At 62.7% G+C, this 13,860-nt stretch carries 14 protein-coding genes; 5 read left to right on the top strand and 9 right to left on the bottom strand.

The annotated features are described in order from the left end of the window. Window positions 1-52 precede the first annotated feature (52 nt). Window positions 53-538, bottom strand: coding sequence for an NUDIX domain-containing protein (locus NKH03_RS02900; protein ID WP_352967040.1), 486 nt, complete (start codon window positions 536-538; stop codon window positions 53-55). 45 nt (window positions 539-583) lie between these two features. Further along, entirely contained in the window at window positions 584-1,015 is a 432-nt protein-coding gene (locus tag NKH03_RS02895) for a TerB family tellurite resistance protein (RefSeq protein WP_352867686.1), read from the bottom strand. A gap of 116 nt (window positions 1,016-1,131) precedes the next feature. Here NKH03_RS02895 and NKH03_RS02890 point away from each other — a divergent pair, with 116 nt between their 5' ends. Together NKH03_RS02890 and NKH03_RS02885 are read left to right on the top strand one after the other, a co-directional pair. Continuing rightward, window positions 1,132-1,917 carry a TSUP family transporter gene (locus tag NKH03_RS02890; RefSeq protein ID WP_352867551.1) on the top strand — a complete coding sequence of 262 codons (786 nt, stop codon included), beginning with the start codon at window positions 1,132-1,134 and terminating at the stop codon, window positions 1,915-1,917. A 53-nt stretch (window positions 1,918-1,970) separates the two neighbouring features. After that, window positions 1,971-2,141 (top strand): hypothetical protein, encoded by a 171-nt coding sequence (locus tag NKH03_RS02885; protein WP_023757712.1) that lies wholly within the window; start codon window positions 1,971-1,973, stop codon window positions 2,139-2,141. A gap of 239 nt (window positions 2,142-2,380) precedes the next feature. Here NKH03_RS02885 and NKH03_RS02880 read toward each other — a convergent pair whose 3' ends face one another. Both NKH03_RS02880 and NKH03_RS02875 read right to left on the bottom strand, forming a co-directional pair. Next, window positions 2,381-3,856 (bottom strand): cobyric acid synthase, encoded by a 1,476-nt coding sequence (locus tag NKH03_RS02880; protein ID WP_352967038.1) that lies wholly within the window; start codon window positions 3,854-3,856, stop codon window positions 2,381-2,383. Then, complete coding sequence (locus tag NKH03_RS02875) at window positions 3,856-4,470, bottom strand: dimethylsulfonioproprionate lyase family protein (protein ID WP_352967037.1); 615 nt, start codon at window positions 4,468-4,470, stop codon at window positions 3,856-3,858. Before NKH03_RS02875 ends, NKH03_RS02880 begins: the two co-directional genes overlap by 1 nt. Before the next feature lie 154 nt (window positions 4,471-4,624). On the opposite strand from NKH03_RS02875, the gene NKH03_RS02870 reads away from it, so the two are divergent. From NKH03_RS02870 to mmsB, 3 genes are all read left to right on the top strand, one after another. Continuing rightward, window positions 4,625-5,794: an isobutyryl-CoA dehydrogenase gene (locus tag NKH03_RS02870; RefSeq protein WP_352967035.1), complete on the top strand. Its 1,170-nt coding sequence runs from the start codon at window positions 4,625-4,627 to the stop codon at window positions 5,792-5,794. Between the two features lie 43 nt (window positions 5,795-5,837). Further along, window positions 5,838-6,206, top strand: coding sequence for a four helix bundle protein (locus NKH03_RS02865; RefSeq protein WP_352867543.1), 369 nt, complete (start codon window positions 5,838-5,840; stop codon window positions 6,204-6,206). Window positions 6,207-6,286: 80 nt separating this feature from the next. Continuing rightward, window positions 6,287-7,171, top strand: a complete 885-nt coding sequence (gene mmsB / locus NKH03_RS02860) for a 3-hydroxyisobutyrate dehydrogenase (protein WP_352967034.1) — start codon at window positions 6,287-6,289, stop codon at window positions 7,169-7,171. A gap of 303 nt (window positions 7,172-7,474) precedes the next feature. On the opposite strand, the gene NKH03_RS02855 is transcribed toward mmsB, so the two are convergent. From NKH03_RS02855 to NKH03_RS02835, 5 genes are all read right to left on the bottom strand, one after another. After that, window positions 7,475-8,119 carry a cytochrome c oxidase assembly factor Coa1 family protein gene (locus NKH03_RS02855; protein WP_352967033.1) on the bottom strand — a complete coding sequence of 215 codons (645 nt, stop codon included), beginning with the start codon at window positions 8,117-8,119 and terminating at the stop codon, window positions 7,475-7,477. Window positions 8,120-8,201: 82 nt separating this feature from the next. Beyond that, window positions 8,202-8,567 carry a hypothetical protein gene (locus tag NKH03_RS02850; RefSeq protein ID WP_352867538.1) on the bottom strand — a complete coding sequence of 122 codons (366 nt, stop codon included), beginning with the start codon at window positions 8,565-8,567 and terminating at the stop codon, window positions 8,202-8,204. Between the two features lie 142 nt (window positions 8,568-8,709). Beyond that, complete coding sequence (locus tag NKH03_RS02845; protein ID WP_352967032.1) at window positions 8,710-10,089, bottom strand: aspartate aminotransferase family protein; 1,380 nt, start codon at window positions 10,087-10,089, stop codon at window positions 8,710-8,712. A 247-nt stretch (window positions 10,090-10,336) separates the two neighbouring features. Beyond that, window positions 10,337-12,406, bottom strand: coding sequence for a prolyl oligopeptidase family serine peptidase (locus tag NKH03_RS02840; RefSeq protein ID WP_352967031.1), 2,070 nt, complete (start codon window positions 12,404-12,406; stop codon window positions 10,337-10,339). 70 nt (window positions 12,407-12,476) lie between these two features. Further along, complete coding sequence (locus tag NKH03_RS02835; protein WP_352867534.1) at window positions 12,477-13,646, bottom strand: MFS transporter; 1,170 nt, start codon at window positions 13,644-13,646, stop codon at window positions 12,477-12,479. Between the last annotated feature and the right edge of the window lie 214 nt (window positions 13,647-13,860).

Genomic DNA, 13,860 nt, shown 5'->3' with positions numbered 1-13,860 from the left:
GCGCAGAAAACGCCTCCAGATGGCCGCCGGAGTAGAATTTCCAAACAGTCTCTCAGATCATCTGGAATTTTCCGGTGGTCTTGAACCGGAGATAGGCCTCGATGCTGCGCGCCATGTTAGGCAGCATCTCGGGCAAGCTGTCAGGCAGGAACCAGCCGACAGCGCTGCTTTCGTCATCGGTGACGGCCGGCTCGTCTTCAAAGGAGCGCGTGTAGAACATCAGCGCGAAGAACTGGGCGCGATCGCCATTCGGAAACTGGAAGGTTTCATAGTTCGGGTCGCAGCCGAACCCAAATGGTTCGACATCGCTGACGATCAACCCGGTTTCCTCGAGTACCTCCCGGATCACCACCGCCTCCAGGCCCTCGCCTTCCTCGGCATTGCCGCCAGGCAGGCCCCACACGCCAAAATCAGTCCGTTTCTGCAACAGGATGCGACGGTCGGCGTGTTCGATGACGATGCGCGCACCCGGCATCAACACCAGACGGCTTCCGATCAACGCCCGCAATTGTCCCAGATAGCTGTCGGCAAAGGCCATTTGAACACTCCTTTGGCGTTAGCGAACCGTTGCCCCAGGCAAAGCCTATTCTTCCGGCTTCACCGCATCGACCGGGCTGATATCGAGCAAGTCGAGCGTGCGGCGCAGCAGGCGCACCTCGCTCTCGGCCAGCTGCGAATCCGCCTTGGCGATCTCAGCCATATGGCGGGCCAATTGCTTGCGCCGCTCGATGTCGAGATCGCGAAACAGTGCAATCGCCTGCGAGCCATTGGTCTCGTAGCCGAACTCGTTGAGATATTCGATGACGGCGTCGATGCTGGTTTCGGCAATGCCGAAGGCGTCCTTGCAGATGCGCCGGAAAGCAACCATCTCGCTCTCGCTGACCGACCCGTCGGCCAGGATCATGCGAAACAGCATCAGCAGTTCCGCCGACAGGACTGGATCGTCCGCCACCTTGCGCACGCCCGGGTCGCCATCGAAGATCTGACGTATCTGGTCCAGCAATGCGAACGCCATCATGGTCCCTTTCCAATTCCTCTTCATAGAGGTAGCGCGGAATCGGTCTTGCGCAAACAGGGCGGTCGTGGTCGAACGCCTGATATTTCAGCCGGCCGGACACCTCCATACATCACATGATCGAGCTTAGCATCCAGACCGTCGCCATGCTCGCCTTCGCCGCCTTTGCCGCGGGCTTTGTCGATTCGATCGCCGGCGGCGGCGGGCTGATCACCGTGCCGGCGCTGCTGCTTGCCGGCTTCACACCGGTCCAGGCGCTCGCCACCAACAAATTGCAAGGCATGTTCGGCTCGGGTTCGGCGACCATCCACTACGCGTCGAAGGGTCATGTCGACCTGCGCCGGCAATTGCCATCGGCGCTTTTGGCCCTTGTCGGGAGCGCCATCGGTGCCTTGCTGGCAACGATCGTGCCCGGTGACATTCTGCGGGCTGCCTTGCCCATCGTGCTGATCGCCATCGCGCTCTACTTCGCGTTCAAGCCCAACATGAACGATGTCGATCGTGCCGAGCGCCTGTCACCGTTCCTGTTCGGACTGACCCTGGTGCCCGCCATTGGCTTCTACGACGGGCTGTTCGGACCAGGCGCCGGCTCCTTCTACATGCTGGCCTTCGTGGCACTTGCCGGCTACGGCGTGCTCAAGGCGACGGCGCACACCAAACTGCTCAACTTCGCCTCCAACATCGGCGGCTTCATCGTCTTCGCCGCGGTCGGCGTCGTCTATTGGAAGATCGGCCTGATGATGGGCATTGCCCAGTTCCTCGGCGCCCGCGTCGGCGCCAGCCTGGCCATGCGCATCGGCGCAAGACTGATCAAGCCGCTGCTGGTGATCGTGTGCCTCGCACTGGCGGTGAAGCTGCTGGCCGACCCGGCGAACCCGCTGCGTGCCATGATTGGTGTGTGATCACGTGCACTGATAGACTGTCACTGTTCGAATCATGTTGCGAGGAGCCAGACATGAATCTTAGCGCACCTACCCAGATCGTTTTTATCATTTCAGTTGTAATCGCCATCATCGGCGTTCTCGCCGCGCTTGGCATTCTTGCGTTTATTCCACTCGCATCGGTGTGGATTGTGCTTATCGCTTTCATCGTGCTTGCCGGCGGCTGCTTGATGCGCGGCGCCTGACATATTCCCTTGAAGTGGGGACGAGAGCGCCCGGCCAAAGCCGGGCGCTTTTGATTCCAGTAGAGATGCAACCCCCAGCAAGAGCAGGACCGATCCGTCCCCAGGCGGTTCCCGCGCAGTGCAGCGGAGCAGAATTCTGTAGCGCAGCAACGCTTTGAAGTCGCGGCATGGAACATCGGGTCTGCGCCGCGTCGCTACCCTCCTTGCTCCGCCCGTGAATGACGAAGTGATGGGCGGATCTAACGCGCCAGCGCAAAGATCGCGTCGCAGTCGAGATGGGTCTCCAACTCGGCCGCGACCTCGTCCAAAGCCCGCTCGACCTCGGCGCGATAGTCGATACCGCCGCCCTTTATGCCGAGGCTTTCGAGGAATTTCCCGCGAAAGGCATCCGCGCCAAACAGCCCGTGCATATACGTGCCCATCACCTTACCGTCGGCGGAAACAGCCCCGTCCTCGATGCCATTGATGACGGCCGACGGCCGCAGCGTATCCGGTCCGGTGGTGCGGCCGAGATGGATTTCGTAGCCCTCGAGCGGCAGGTCGAATTGTACCGAGCGGGCGCTGACGTTGCGCACTGTCTTCTCCGGTTCCATCACGGTTTCGATGTCGAGCAAGCCGAGCCCTTCGGCCCCGGCGACGCTGCCTTCGATGCCGTCGGGATCCCGCACGGTACGGCCGAGCATCTGGAAGCCGCCGCAAATGCCGACGACATGGCCGCCGCGCTTGCGATGGGCAAGAAGGTCGCGATCCCAACCGTTCTCGCGGAACTTCAGGAGATCGCCGATCGTCGACTTGGAGCCTGGAATGACCACCAGCCCGGCATCGGCGGGCAGCGGTCTTCCCGGCGGCACGAACACCACCTCGACCTGCGGTTCGGCCTTGAGCGGGTCGAGATCGTCGAAATTGGCGATGCGGCCAAGCATCGGCACGGCCACCTTCAGCGCGCGGGTCTCGCCGGACGCCAGACGTTCCAGCACGACCGAATCCTCCGAAGGCAGCCGTGCCGCTGCCTTGAGCCACGGCACGACGCCAAAACAGCGCCATCCCGTGAATTTCTCGATCGACCTGATACCGTCGTCGAACAGCGAAACGTCACCGCGAAACTTGTTGATGAGATAGCCGACGATCATGCGCCGGTCCTCTTCCGGCAGGATCAGATGCGTGCCGGCCATCGACGCGATGACGCCGCCGCGATCGATGTCGCCGACCAGCACCACCGGCACATCGGCGCGCGTGGCAAAGCCCATATTGGCGATGTCGCGGCTGCGAAGGTTGATCTCGGCCGGCGAGCCGGCGCCCTCGACGATGACGAGATCGGCGCCCTCGCCGACCTTGCCCCAGGAGCCCAGCACCGCGTCCATCAGCCGGCCCTTCATCGCCTGGTAGTCGCGCGCCCGCGCTTCGCCGAACACCTTACCCTGCACGACGACCTGCGCGCCGACATCGGTCTGCGGCTTGAGCAGCACCGGGTTCATATGGACCGAAGGAGCGACGCCGCAAGCGATCGCCTGCAGCCATTGCGCGCGGCCGATCTCGCCGCCGCGGGCATTGTTGTCACCCGGAATGTCGGCGACAGCGGCATTGTTCGACATGTTTTGCGGCTTGAACGGCCGCACCTTCAACCCACGCTTTTTTGCCGCGCGGCACAGGCCGGCGACCAGCACCGTCTTGCCGACATCCGAGCCCGTGCCTTGCAGCATGATCGCCCTGGCCATCAGTCCCTGCCCTGCGCCACGGTTCCGGTGATATTGGACTTCTGCGCCAGCGGCCCGCCGCGCCAGATGTAGAGCGCCAGCAACGGCTCCTTGCCGGTGCGCATGGCGTGATTGACGTTGGAAGCGTGGTGGACCACCTCGCCCGCCGTACGCATGCAAAATCCGCTCTCGCCCATCCGCCATTCGGCGCCGCCGGTCAGCGGAATGTAGATTTCCTCGGCGACGTGATGGTGGTCGGGATAGACGATATCGGGCCCCAGGATCAGCAGGCCGGCGGCGACCTCGTCATTGGCGAAGTGGCCACGCGTGCCGAACACTTCCAGCCAGCCGTAATTGTCGATGAACTCCGCTCCGAAATCCGCCTCGCTGTAGGTCTGCCCCCAGCGGAAATCAAATCGACGCTCGGCAAGCAATTGCACCAGCGGCTTGGCATCCGGCGGCGCCAGTTCGGCGGCGCGATCGAGATGGCGCAGGCAGGCAAGCGGATGCGGCTCCAGCGTGCGGGCGGGCATCTCCCAGGCGATGCGCGCCACGGTATCGCGCACCAGAGCGCTATCCACGGAAGCGAGATAGGCGCGGAAGCGTCCCAGCAGTTCATCGAATTTTGTCGTCACATCTTGCTCCGGACATGCATTGGTGCACAGCCGCTCCCCAAATGGGCGGGTTGATGGGGTCGGGTTGCGCGGCGGCATCATTGGTCTAGATTGGTGCGCGCGCAAAGCCAAAAACGACAGGCCAGCGAGCTGGCCAGCACATAGGGAGCACGCCATGGACGCCGCGGTCGATGCGAGCACCAGCCAATTCGAACTCAATGAAGAGCAGCGTGCCATTCAGGAGATGGCGCAGGCCTTCGCCGCCGACCGCGTCGCACCGAATGCGCTCGACTGGGACCGCAACAAGCATTTCCCGGCCGACGTGATCCGCGAGACCGGACCTCTCGGGCTCGGCGGCATCTATATCAGGGACGATGTCGGCGGTTCGGCACTTGGCCGGCTCGATGCCGTGCTGATTTTTGAGGCGCTGTCGCATGCCGATCCGGCTTTTTCGTCCTTCATCTCGATCCACAACATGGTGGCGTCGATGATCGACCGTTTCGGCAATGACGAACAGCGCCAGCGCTTCCTGCCGAAGCTCACCTCGATGGAATGGCTGGCGAGCTACTGCCTGACCGAGCCCGGCTCCGGCTCCGATGCCGCGGCGCTCAAGACACGCGCGGTGAAGAGCGGCGGCGACTATGTCCTCAACGGCACCAAGCAGTTCATCTCGGGCGCCGGCGACAGCGATGTCTACGCCGTCATGGTGCGCACCGGCACGGAGGGGCCGAAAGGCATTTCCACCATCGTCGTGCCGAAAGATGCACCAGGCCTCTCCTTCGGCGCCAACGAGCACAAGATGGGCTGGCACATGCAGTCGACCCGCCAGGTCATCTTCGAGGATTGCAAGGTGCCGGCGGAAAATCTGCTGTCCGGCGAAGGCGCCGGCTTCGGCATCGCCATGGCCGGGCTCGATGGCGGCCGGTTGAACATTGCCGCCTGTTCGCTTGGCGGCGCGCAGTCGGCGCTCGACAAGGCGCTCGCCTACACCGCCGAGCGCAAGGCTTTCGGCTCGAAGATCAACCAGTTCCAGGCTTTGCAGTTCAAGTTGGCCGACATGGAGACGGAGCTGCAGGCGGCACGTATTTTCCTTTATGCCGCCGCCTCGAAACTGGACCACAAGGCGCCGGATGCCGGCAAATGGTCGGCGATGGCCAAGCGTTTCGTCACCGACACCGGTTTCAATGTCGCCAACGACGCGCTGCAACTGCTCGGCGGTTACGGCTACCTGCACGACTACGGCATCGAGAAGCTGGTGCGGGACCTGCGGGTGCACCAGATCCTCGAAGGCACCAACGAGATCATGCGCGTCATCATCGCGCGGGCATTAACTGGAAGGCAGTAGGCAGTAGGCAGTAGGCAGTAGGCAGTAGGCAGTAGGCAGCGAGATGACCGGCAAGATCAATTCGTACAAGGATCTTATCGTATGGCAGCAGGCGATGGATCTGGCTGTCGCCACCTATTCCTTGAGCAAGACATGGCCAAAAGAGGAGTTGTATGGGCTGACCAGCCAAATCCGCCGTTCAGCGACCTCTATCCCTGCAAACATCGCCGAAGGTTATGGTCGAGACAATAGAGGCTCTTATCAGCAGTTTCTCCGGATAGCCCAAGGCTCGCTGAAGGAGTTCGAGACACATCTCCAGCTCGCCGAACGCATTGGGCTTGCCACGCATGATCAAGCTAATCATTTGCTGACATCCACCGAGGGCATCGGCAAAATGCTTCGCCAACTCATTGTCAGACTTACGCCGGAATAGACAGCCCTACTGCCTACTGCCTACTGCCTACTGCCTACTGCCTACTGCCTACTGTCTACTGCCAATCTCGGAGCACCACTATGACCACCATCGCCTTTATCGGCCTCGGCAACATGGGCAATCCAATGGCCGCCAATCTGGTCAAGGCTGGGCATCAAGTGCATGGCTTCGACCTGATGCCGGAGAATTTGACCGTCGCGCGCGAGCATGGCGTCGTCGTCATGGCCAACGCACCGGCCGCGGTGAAGGGCGCCAATGTGGTGATCACCATGCTGCCGGCCGGCAAGCACGTGCTGTCGGTCTATGAGGACATAGCGCCCAAGGCGAAAAAAGGCGCGTTGTTCATCGACTCCTCGACCATCGACGTCGAATCGGCGCGCAAGGCGCACGCCATTGCCGCCAAACACGGCCTGCTGTCCATCGATGCGCCCGTCTCGGGCGGCACCGGGGGTGCCGCGGCCGGCACGCTGACCTTCATGGCCGGAGGCTCCGGCGATGCCTTCGCCGCCGCCGAGCCGGTTCTCAAGCCGATGGCCGGCCGCATCGTCCATTGCGGCGGCGACGGCGCCGGCCAGGCCGCAAAGATCTGCAACAACATGATCCTCGGCATCTCGATGATCGGTGTCGCCGAAGCCTTCGTTCTGGCGGAAAAGCTCGGCCTCTCGCACCAAGCACTGTTCGACGTCGCCTCGACCTCGTCGGGGCAATGCTGGTCCCTGACCACCTATTGCCCGGTGCCCGGCCCGGTGCCGACTTCGCCCGCCAACAGGGACTACAACCCAGGATTTGCAGCCGCACTGATGCTGAAAGACCTGAAATTGTCCCAGGAAGCCGCGCAAAGCGCCGGCGCGGTGACGCCACTTGGCGCCGAGGCAGCCCAGCTCTATGCCTTGTTCAACGCCCAGGGACATGGCGGCGCCGATTTCTCCGGCATAATTAATTTTCTGCGCGGTAACTCAGCGTAACCGACGGATTTGGCACGCTTTTTACGATTTCTTTCGGCAGAAAAAATGTAAATTTAGATTTGCTTAAGCTCTCGATAACTCTGCGGTAACGATGTCCCTATAAAACGGATTTCGAGGCGGACATATCGCATCCGCCCGGCGCTCCGGATCAGGTCTCGCGTACCGGAGCCCGTAAGTTTCGACAAGTGCCTGTAGGTTTCGCAAAGTGTTTGAGTAGCGAAGCGCCATGCGTATCTGGCAAAGCCGCGTTCCCGATGGAGCGCGGTTTTTGCGTTTCCGCCGGTTTATCCGCGCGGTCTGGTTTTATATTCCGATTGCCGCATTCGGGATCGGGACATGATCTTCGTTGATCAGCACGATCGGTGCATCGGCTCCCTCGAGCCTGACGACCAGCAGGCGCAGGCCCCACGTGCCGGCGGTGCGGACAGCGGTTGAGTAGGCGGTGCCCTTGCCCTTGGCGCCGTGGACCGGAATGCTGAACTGGGCGTCACCAGCCCCATTCGCATTCACATTAAGATGGCCGCCGACCCAGAAACTGTCGGTCACATCATCACCGAGGGCGGCCTTGACGCGGTCGTCGGCGCGGAGCCTGTCCATCGTCATGTGATAGGCATCGCTGCCTTTCAGGACGTAGGGGATGCTGCCGACCATCGTCGCACAGCCGCCGATCCCGACCACCCACACGACAAGGCCGGCGATTGCCCAGTTGCGTTGCGTCTTGCGAAACTGTTCCGCGTCGCGCCAGGCGCGGTTCCGCCATGCCCAGCGACTGCCGCGCGCGCCCAGCACGATGATCATGATGATGTTGACCAATGGGATCAGCGCCAGCAGCGCGATGAACGTGCTGTTGCCGATACCCCAGATCCAGTTGAGGAAGAAGGCGCCCCAGTTCCAGCGGTCGAGTTCGGCTGGAATTTCAGCCGGCTGGTTGAGCGGTTGTCCGGCCATCGTGTCCCCCTTCGGTAACTGTACCGACTGGTTCTAGCGCATGCGCTGCTTGATGCGCAAAATCAAAGTTCTGCAACGTCAGTCAGGTCTTGTCGGACAGCCGGCGAAAGTTCGCCTTCACGGCACGGCTCGCCGGCTTCAGCGCGGCGCTGATCGAGCGTTCCGCCGCAACGCCGTTGAACAGAGACGGGGTGCGACCGGAATATATCTCCGGCCAGAACCGCGATGCCGACTGCAGGAAAGACATTTGCGCCGCGAACGCGCCTTCGGCCATCGCGACGGTCTTCTCGTTCACCGCACGCGCCGTCTCCGTATTCCATGGCTGGCTGCTCCCGCCATCCATCGCCATCAACGGCAGCCGCATCATCGCCACCAGAGGCGCCAGCATCAGGTCACCGCCGATGCTGGCCGCGTCTTGCGTCCGTCGGCTGTTGCCGGTCTTTCTCATGAAAACAAACCCCTTGTCGCGGCCGAATCAGCCGCTGCCCCACACATTACGCGCTGGGGATGGAAATTCGTTCCCTTATCGCTTGATCAAGTTGTCGAGGCCGGGCGCTCCCGCCGAGGAACGCCCGGTCGGGGCTCGAGCCCTACCGCTTGCGCAGATCGGCTTGCGCCAGATCCAGCGCCTTCGAGATACGGTCGCAAGCCATATCGATCGTATCGCGGGTCCAGATCAGCGGCGGCGACAGGATCATCGTGTCGCCGGTGGCTCGCAGCATCATGCCGTTCGCGATCGCATGGTCGCGCACGGTCACCGCCGCACTTCCCGCCGGCAGGAAGCGCTCCTTGGTCGCCTTGTCCTTGACGATCTCGATCGCCCCCATCAGCCCGATCGAACGCACCTCGCCGACGAGATCATGCCCGGCAACGCGCTCCTGCAACGCCTTTGCGAAATAGGGGCCGGTATCGTTCCGGACGCGGTCGACCAGCCCTTCCCGCTCGATGATCTCGAGGTTCTTCAGCGCCACTGCGCAGGCCACCGGGTGGCCGGAATAGGTGTAGCCGTGATTGAACTCGCCGCCCTTCTCGACCAGCGTCGAGGCGATACGGTCGCCGACCAGCAATGCCGACAGCGGCTGATAGCCCGAGGTCAGCGCCTTGGCCGTGGTGATCGTGTCCGGCTCGATGCCGAGCGTCTGCGCGGCGAACCACTCGCCGGTGCGGCCATAGCCCGTGATGACCTCGTCCAGCATCAGAAGGACATCGTATTTGCGGCAGATGCGCTGTACCTCCGGCCAGTAGCTGGCCGGCGGTATCTTCACGCCGCCCGCTCCCATGACCGGTTCGCCGATGAAGGCGGCAACCTTGTCAGCACCGGCTTCGAGGATCGCGTCCTCGATAGCCCCGGCCGCGCGCAAGCCGAAATCATGATCGCTCTCGCCAGGCAGCGCCAGTTCATAGGCATAGGGCATCATGACATGGACGATGTTGGGCACCGCGCCGCCGAGCTGCTTGTGCATGGGATCCATGCCGCCGAGCGAGGTACCGGCAACGGTCGAGCCGTGATAGGCCATCTTGCGCGAAATGATGCGGTTCTTCTCCGGCCTGCCTTCCAGCACCCAATAGTGGCGGACAAGGCGCAGCGCCGTGTCGTTGGCTTCCGAGCCGGAGGAGCCGTAGAACACCTGGCTGACGTTCTTCGGTGCGATCTCCGCCAGCTTCTTGGACAGCAGCACGGGCGTCGGCGTCGAGCATTTGAAGAAGGAGTTGTAGTAAGGCAATTCCTTCATCTGGACATAGGCGGCCTCGGCCAGCTCGTCACGGCCATAGCCGACGTTGACGCACCACAGCCCGGCCATGCCGTCGAGGATTTCAGCCCCTTCGGAATCGTAGATGAATGGTCCGTTGGCGCGGGTGATGATGCGCGAGCCGGCCTCGCGCAGGTCCTTGTGGTCGGTGAACGGGTGAAGATGATGCGCGGCGTCGATCTGCTGAAGCTGCTTCAGCGAATAATTCTGATAGGTCATGGATGTGATCTTTCCTCTGGATTCTATCCGGCCCAAGCCGGGCGAATGCGTTAGAGGAAAGCAGGTGGCGAATAACCGATGCGGGCACACAGCCGCAAAAGCTCGGCGCGCAGCGTGCGCGATGACGGTGTCACCGCGATCCGGAATGCACGAGCTGATAGCCTAGCGAGAGCCATGGCAGACACCTTAGAGCAAAGGGCGGTCGAGGTGAACCACTCCTTTGCTCAGGCGGCGCCATGGAAAGAGGTCAGGCTTCGCCGCTCAACGCCCTTTGTAGAAACACATATTTCATCGCGGTCTGCGCCGCCTGCGGCCGGCGGTCGCCGCGGCCGCCATGACCGCCTTCTGTCTCCTCGAAGAACATCGTCTTGGCATGACCGGCTTCCTGCAGACGCGCGGCCATCTTGCGCGCATGGCCGGGATGGACCCGGTCATCGGCGGTCGAGGTGGTCAGCAGAACCGGCGGATAGGCGGCACCGGCATCGACATGCTGGTAGGGCGAATAGGCGGAAAGCCACTTCGCGTCTTCCGGTTTCGACGGGTCGCCATACTCGGCCATCCAGGAGGCACCGGGCGGCAATTCGGTGTAGCGCAGCATGTCGAGGAGCGGCACCTCGATGATGACGGCACCGAAAAGCTCGGGGCGCTGCGTCAAGGAAACGCCGGTCAGCAAGCCGCCATTCGAGCCGCCCTGGATGCCGAGCGAGGCTGCTGTCGCAATCCCACGTCGAACGACATCCTGCGCAACCGCGGCGAAATCGTCGAAGCCATTCTGGCGATTGCCCTTGAGCGCTGCCTGATGCCAGGCCGGGCCGAACTCGCCGCCGCCGCGGATGCAGGCCTGCACATAGGCGTTGCCCTTCTCCAGCCACAGCCTGCCGCGCACGCCGGCATAGCCCGGCAGCAGCGGCACTTCGAAACCGCCATAGCCATAGAGCAGCGTCGGCACCGGACCCTTCTGGTCGCGCCGCCTGACGACGAAATAGGGGATCATCGTGCCGTCCTTCGAGCGCGCCTCGAACTGTTCCGAGATCAGCGGCGAGGCATCGAAACGCGCCGGCTGCGATTTCACGGTGGCCAGCGTCTCGCCATTGTCGTCCGACCAGATGATCGAGCTCGGCGTCAGGAAATCGGTGAAGGAGAAGGAAACGCTCGAGCCGAACTGTTCGGCATGGCTGATGCCGACATTGCCGTTTTCGGGCAACGCGACCGGTTTCAGCGACCAGCCTCGATCGGTCCGCTCGCAGACGACGACCTTGCCGCGCACATTGTCCATCAGGTTGATGAACAGCCGGTCCTGCGTGCGGGCAATGCCGGCGATGGAAACGCGATACGCCGGCTCGAACAAAGTCTCCACCGGGCCGAGCGCGTCGGTCTTGACCCAGTGCGCCAGATCCAGCGAATAGAGGCCGTCAGGCTTGCACAACGTGCCGTCGGGCGCCGTCCACGGGCTGCGCAAGCCGAAGACGAGCTGATCCCTGAAGATCGCGGTGTCGGTCATGTCGTCCGGCAAAGGCAGACGTCTGTTTTCACCGGAAGGCAGCCGGAGGAAGATGTGCGAAGCGAAGAAATTCAGCGTCCGGGCCAGGATCAAATAGCGCTTGTCGCCGTCGAACTCGACAGCTGCGCCAACGGCCAGATCCTCTTTCTGCGCCTCGAAGATCGGTGTCGCGTCTTCGAGCTTCGTGCCGCGCTTCCAGAGCTTGACCACGCGTGGATAACCGGACTCAGTCTTGTCGGCTTCCTCGAAGGCCGCCGAAACGATGACCATGTCCTTGTCCAGCCAGCTGAAACCCGACTTGGATGCGGGCGCGCGAAACCCATCTTCTACAAAGGATTTGGTTTCGATGTCGAACTCGCGCATCTCGCTGGCGTCCCCGCCATCGGGCGACATCGAGACAAGGCAGCGACTGAAGTCCGGATAGAGCCGGCTGGCGCCGCTGAACACCCATTTGATCCCCTCCTTCGCCGCAAGCTGGTCGAAGTCGATGATCGTTTCCCAGTCGGGCTTCTCGGTCTTGTAGGACGCGACCGTCGTGCGGCGCCAGAGGCCGAGCAAATTGGTCTTGTCCTGCCAAAAATTGTAGACATGGCCTTTGCGTGCGGCGCCGACCGCGATGTTGTCCTCGGCCGTCATCAGGTCGAGCGCGGTCTGGAACGACGCCTGATAGGATGGATCACCCTGCAGCTCGCCAACCGTGACCTCGTTCTGGCGATGCACCCAGTCGAGCGACTGCGTGGCTGTCCTGTCCTCCAGCCAGAGGAAGGGATCGTTGGTCTCGGTGGCGGATCTTGGTTTTTGGATGGGCTTGGTCATGAGGTCTCCGATAAACGCGTCGCTTTTGGCATTGCCAACATCGATATGCCATGTCCGATATTCAATATGTTCAACGCACGATTGAGGCTTTCCGCCGGCCAGCCAGGCTCGCGATCGCCAGCGCCAGGCACATCAGGCCGAGCGTGATCGGCAGCCCGCCGGCGCCCAGAATATCCATGGCGCCGCCCGCCAGCGGCGGCACGGCGATGCCGCCGACGCCCCACATCAAGGAGAACGCAGCGTTGCCGGCGACCAGTGTCGAGCCTGTGAAGCGCTCGCCGAGCTCGATGATCGACATCGTGTAGATGCCGTAGGAAACAGCACCCCAGATGAAGATCATCGGCCAGACCAGCGGCGTCTCGATGAGCGGCGGCAAAAGCGCGCAGCCGAGCACCGTCAAGGCAACACAGACAAGCCGCACCAGGCGCGCGGAAAGCCTTTCCGCCAGCAAGCCAAGCGGCACCTGCATGGCGATGTTGCCGGCAATCATCACCGACAGCAGCGCCGACATGCGGGTTTCAGTGATGCCGTGATGGGTGCCATAGACCGGCAGCAAGGCCAGCGCCCCCTGTTCAAAGCCGGCGGCCACGATGACGGCAAACAAAAGCAGCCAGGCCAGCGGCACGAAGCCAAGCACCGAAACCTGGTTCCCCGCCTCGTCGACCTTTGGCAGGCGCTGCAGCACCGAGGCCAGGCAGATGCCGCACAGCACGAAGGCGAAAATGCCGACGAGGAAGGGCGGCCAGCCTTCCGTGCCGACGGCAAGCAAGCACAGCGGCCCGGCCGCGAAACCGGCCGAGATGATCGTCGAATAAACGCCCATGACGCGGCCGCGCCGCGTCGGCGGCGCCAGCGCGATCACCCAGATCTCGCTCAGCACATAGAGCGGATTGGTCACCACGCCGATCAGGAAGCGCAGCGGAAACCAGAGATAGACGTTCTGCGTCCAGCCGATCAGCGCCAGCACGATTGCCGACAGAGCAGCACAAATGAGCGCCGTGCGCCCTGCCCCGAACCGCCGCGCCAGCGCCGGGATCAGCGGCGACGACACGATGAAGCCGATCGGCGTCATCGCCGCAGACAGGCCGATCATCGCCGGCGAAACGCCCTGACGCTGCAGGATGAAGCTCAGCAGCGGATAGGACAGCCCCTGCGCGATGGCGAACACCGAGACGGTCGCGATCACCCCCGTGATCGCCGCCCACTGCATCGTCTCGTCGTTCGATTCCGCCAGGTTCATTGTGCGCACCGCTATCGGGGTTGCAGGATTAGCGACTGCGTCATCTGGTGGTAAGTCCCCTGGCGGGAGAAAACTGCTTGCTCCAGACAATGCCTGTCAGGAGGCTCGGCCTGTCAGGAGGCTCGGTGCCCGGACGAGCGATACAGCGCGAACATCACCGGCACCGCGTCGAGGCCGGCGGTAACGACCGGCAGTCCGAGCGGAAAGGCCGAGC

It is taken from the genome of Mesorhizobium sp. M1406 (genome assembly GCF_040317555.1).
Taxonomy (GTDB): Bacteria; Pseudomonadota; Alphaproteobacteria; order Rhizobiales; family Rhizobiaceae; genus Mesorhizobium.
Note: the sequence above shows the minus strand (reverse complement) of the source record. Positions and strands in the feature narration are given on the sequence as shown.

Coding starts and splice junctions, on each gene's coding strand:
- NKH03_RS02900 (WP_352967040.1), bottom strand. CDS start 538: ATGGCCTTTGCCGACAGCTATCTGGGACAATTGCGGGCGTTGATCGGA.
- NKH03_RS02895 (WP_352867686.1), bottom strand. CDS start 1,015: ATGGCGTTCGCATTGCTGGACCAGATACGTCAGATCTTCGATGGCGAC.
- NKH03_RS02890 (WP_352867551.1), top strand. CDS start 1,132: ATGATCGAGCTTAGCATCCAGACCGTCGCCATGCTCGCCTTCGCCGCC.
- NKH03_RS02885 (WP_023757712.1), top strand. CDS start 1,971: ATGAATCTTAGCGCACCTACCCAGATCGTTTTTATCATTTCAGTTGTA.
- NKH03_RS02880 (WP_352967038.1), bottom strand. CDS start 3,856: ATGGCCAGGGCGATCATGCTGCAAGGCACGGGCTCGGATGTCGGCAAG.
- NKH03_RS02870 (WP_352967035.1), top strand. CDS start 4,625: ATGGACGCCGCGGTCGATGCGAGCACCAGCCAATTCGAACTCAATGAA.
- NKH03_RS02865 (WP_352867543.1), top strand. CDS start 5,838: ATGACCGGCAAGATCAATTCGTACAAGGATCTTATCGTATGGCAGCAG.
- mmsB (WP_352967034.1), top strand. CDS start 6,287: ATGACCACCATCGCCTTTATCGGCCTCGGCAACATGGGCAATCCAATG.
- NKH03_RS02855 (WP_352967033.1), bottom strand. CDS start 8,119: ATGGCCGGACAACCGCTCAACCAGCCGGCTGAAATTCCAGCCGAACTC.
- NKH03_RS02850 (WP_352867538.1), bottom strand. CDS start 8,567: ATGAGAAAGACCGGCAACAGCCGACGGACGCAAGACGCGGCCAGCATC.
- NKH03_RS02845 (WP_352967032.1), bottom strand. CDS start 10,089: ATGACCTATCAGAATTATTCGCTGAAGCAGCTTCAGCAGATCGACGCC.
- NKH03_RS02840 (WP_352967031.1), bottom strand. CDS start 12,406: ATGACCAAGCCCATCCAAAAACCAAGATCCGCCACCGAGACCAACGAT.
- NKH03_RS02835 (WP_352867534.1), bottom strand. CDS start 13,646: ATGAACCTGGCGGAATCGAACGACGAGACGATGCAGTGGGCGGCGATC.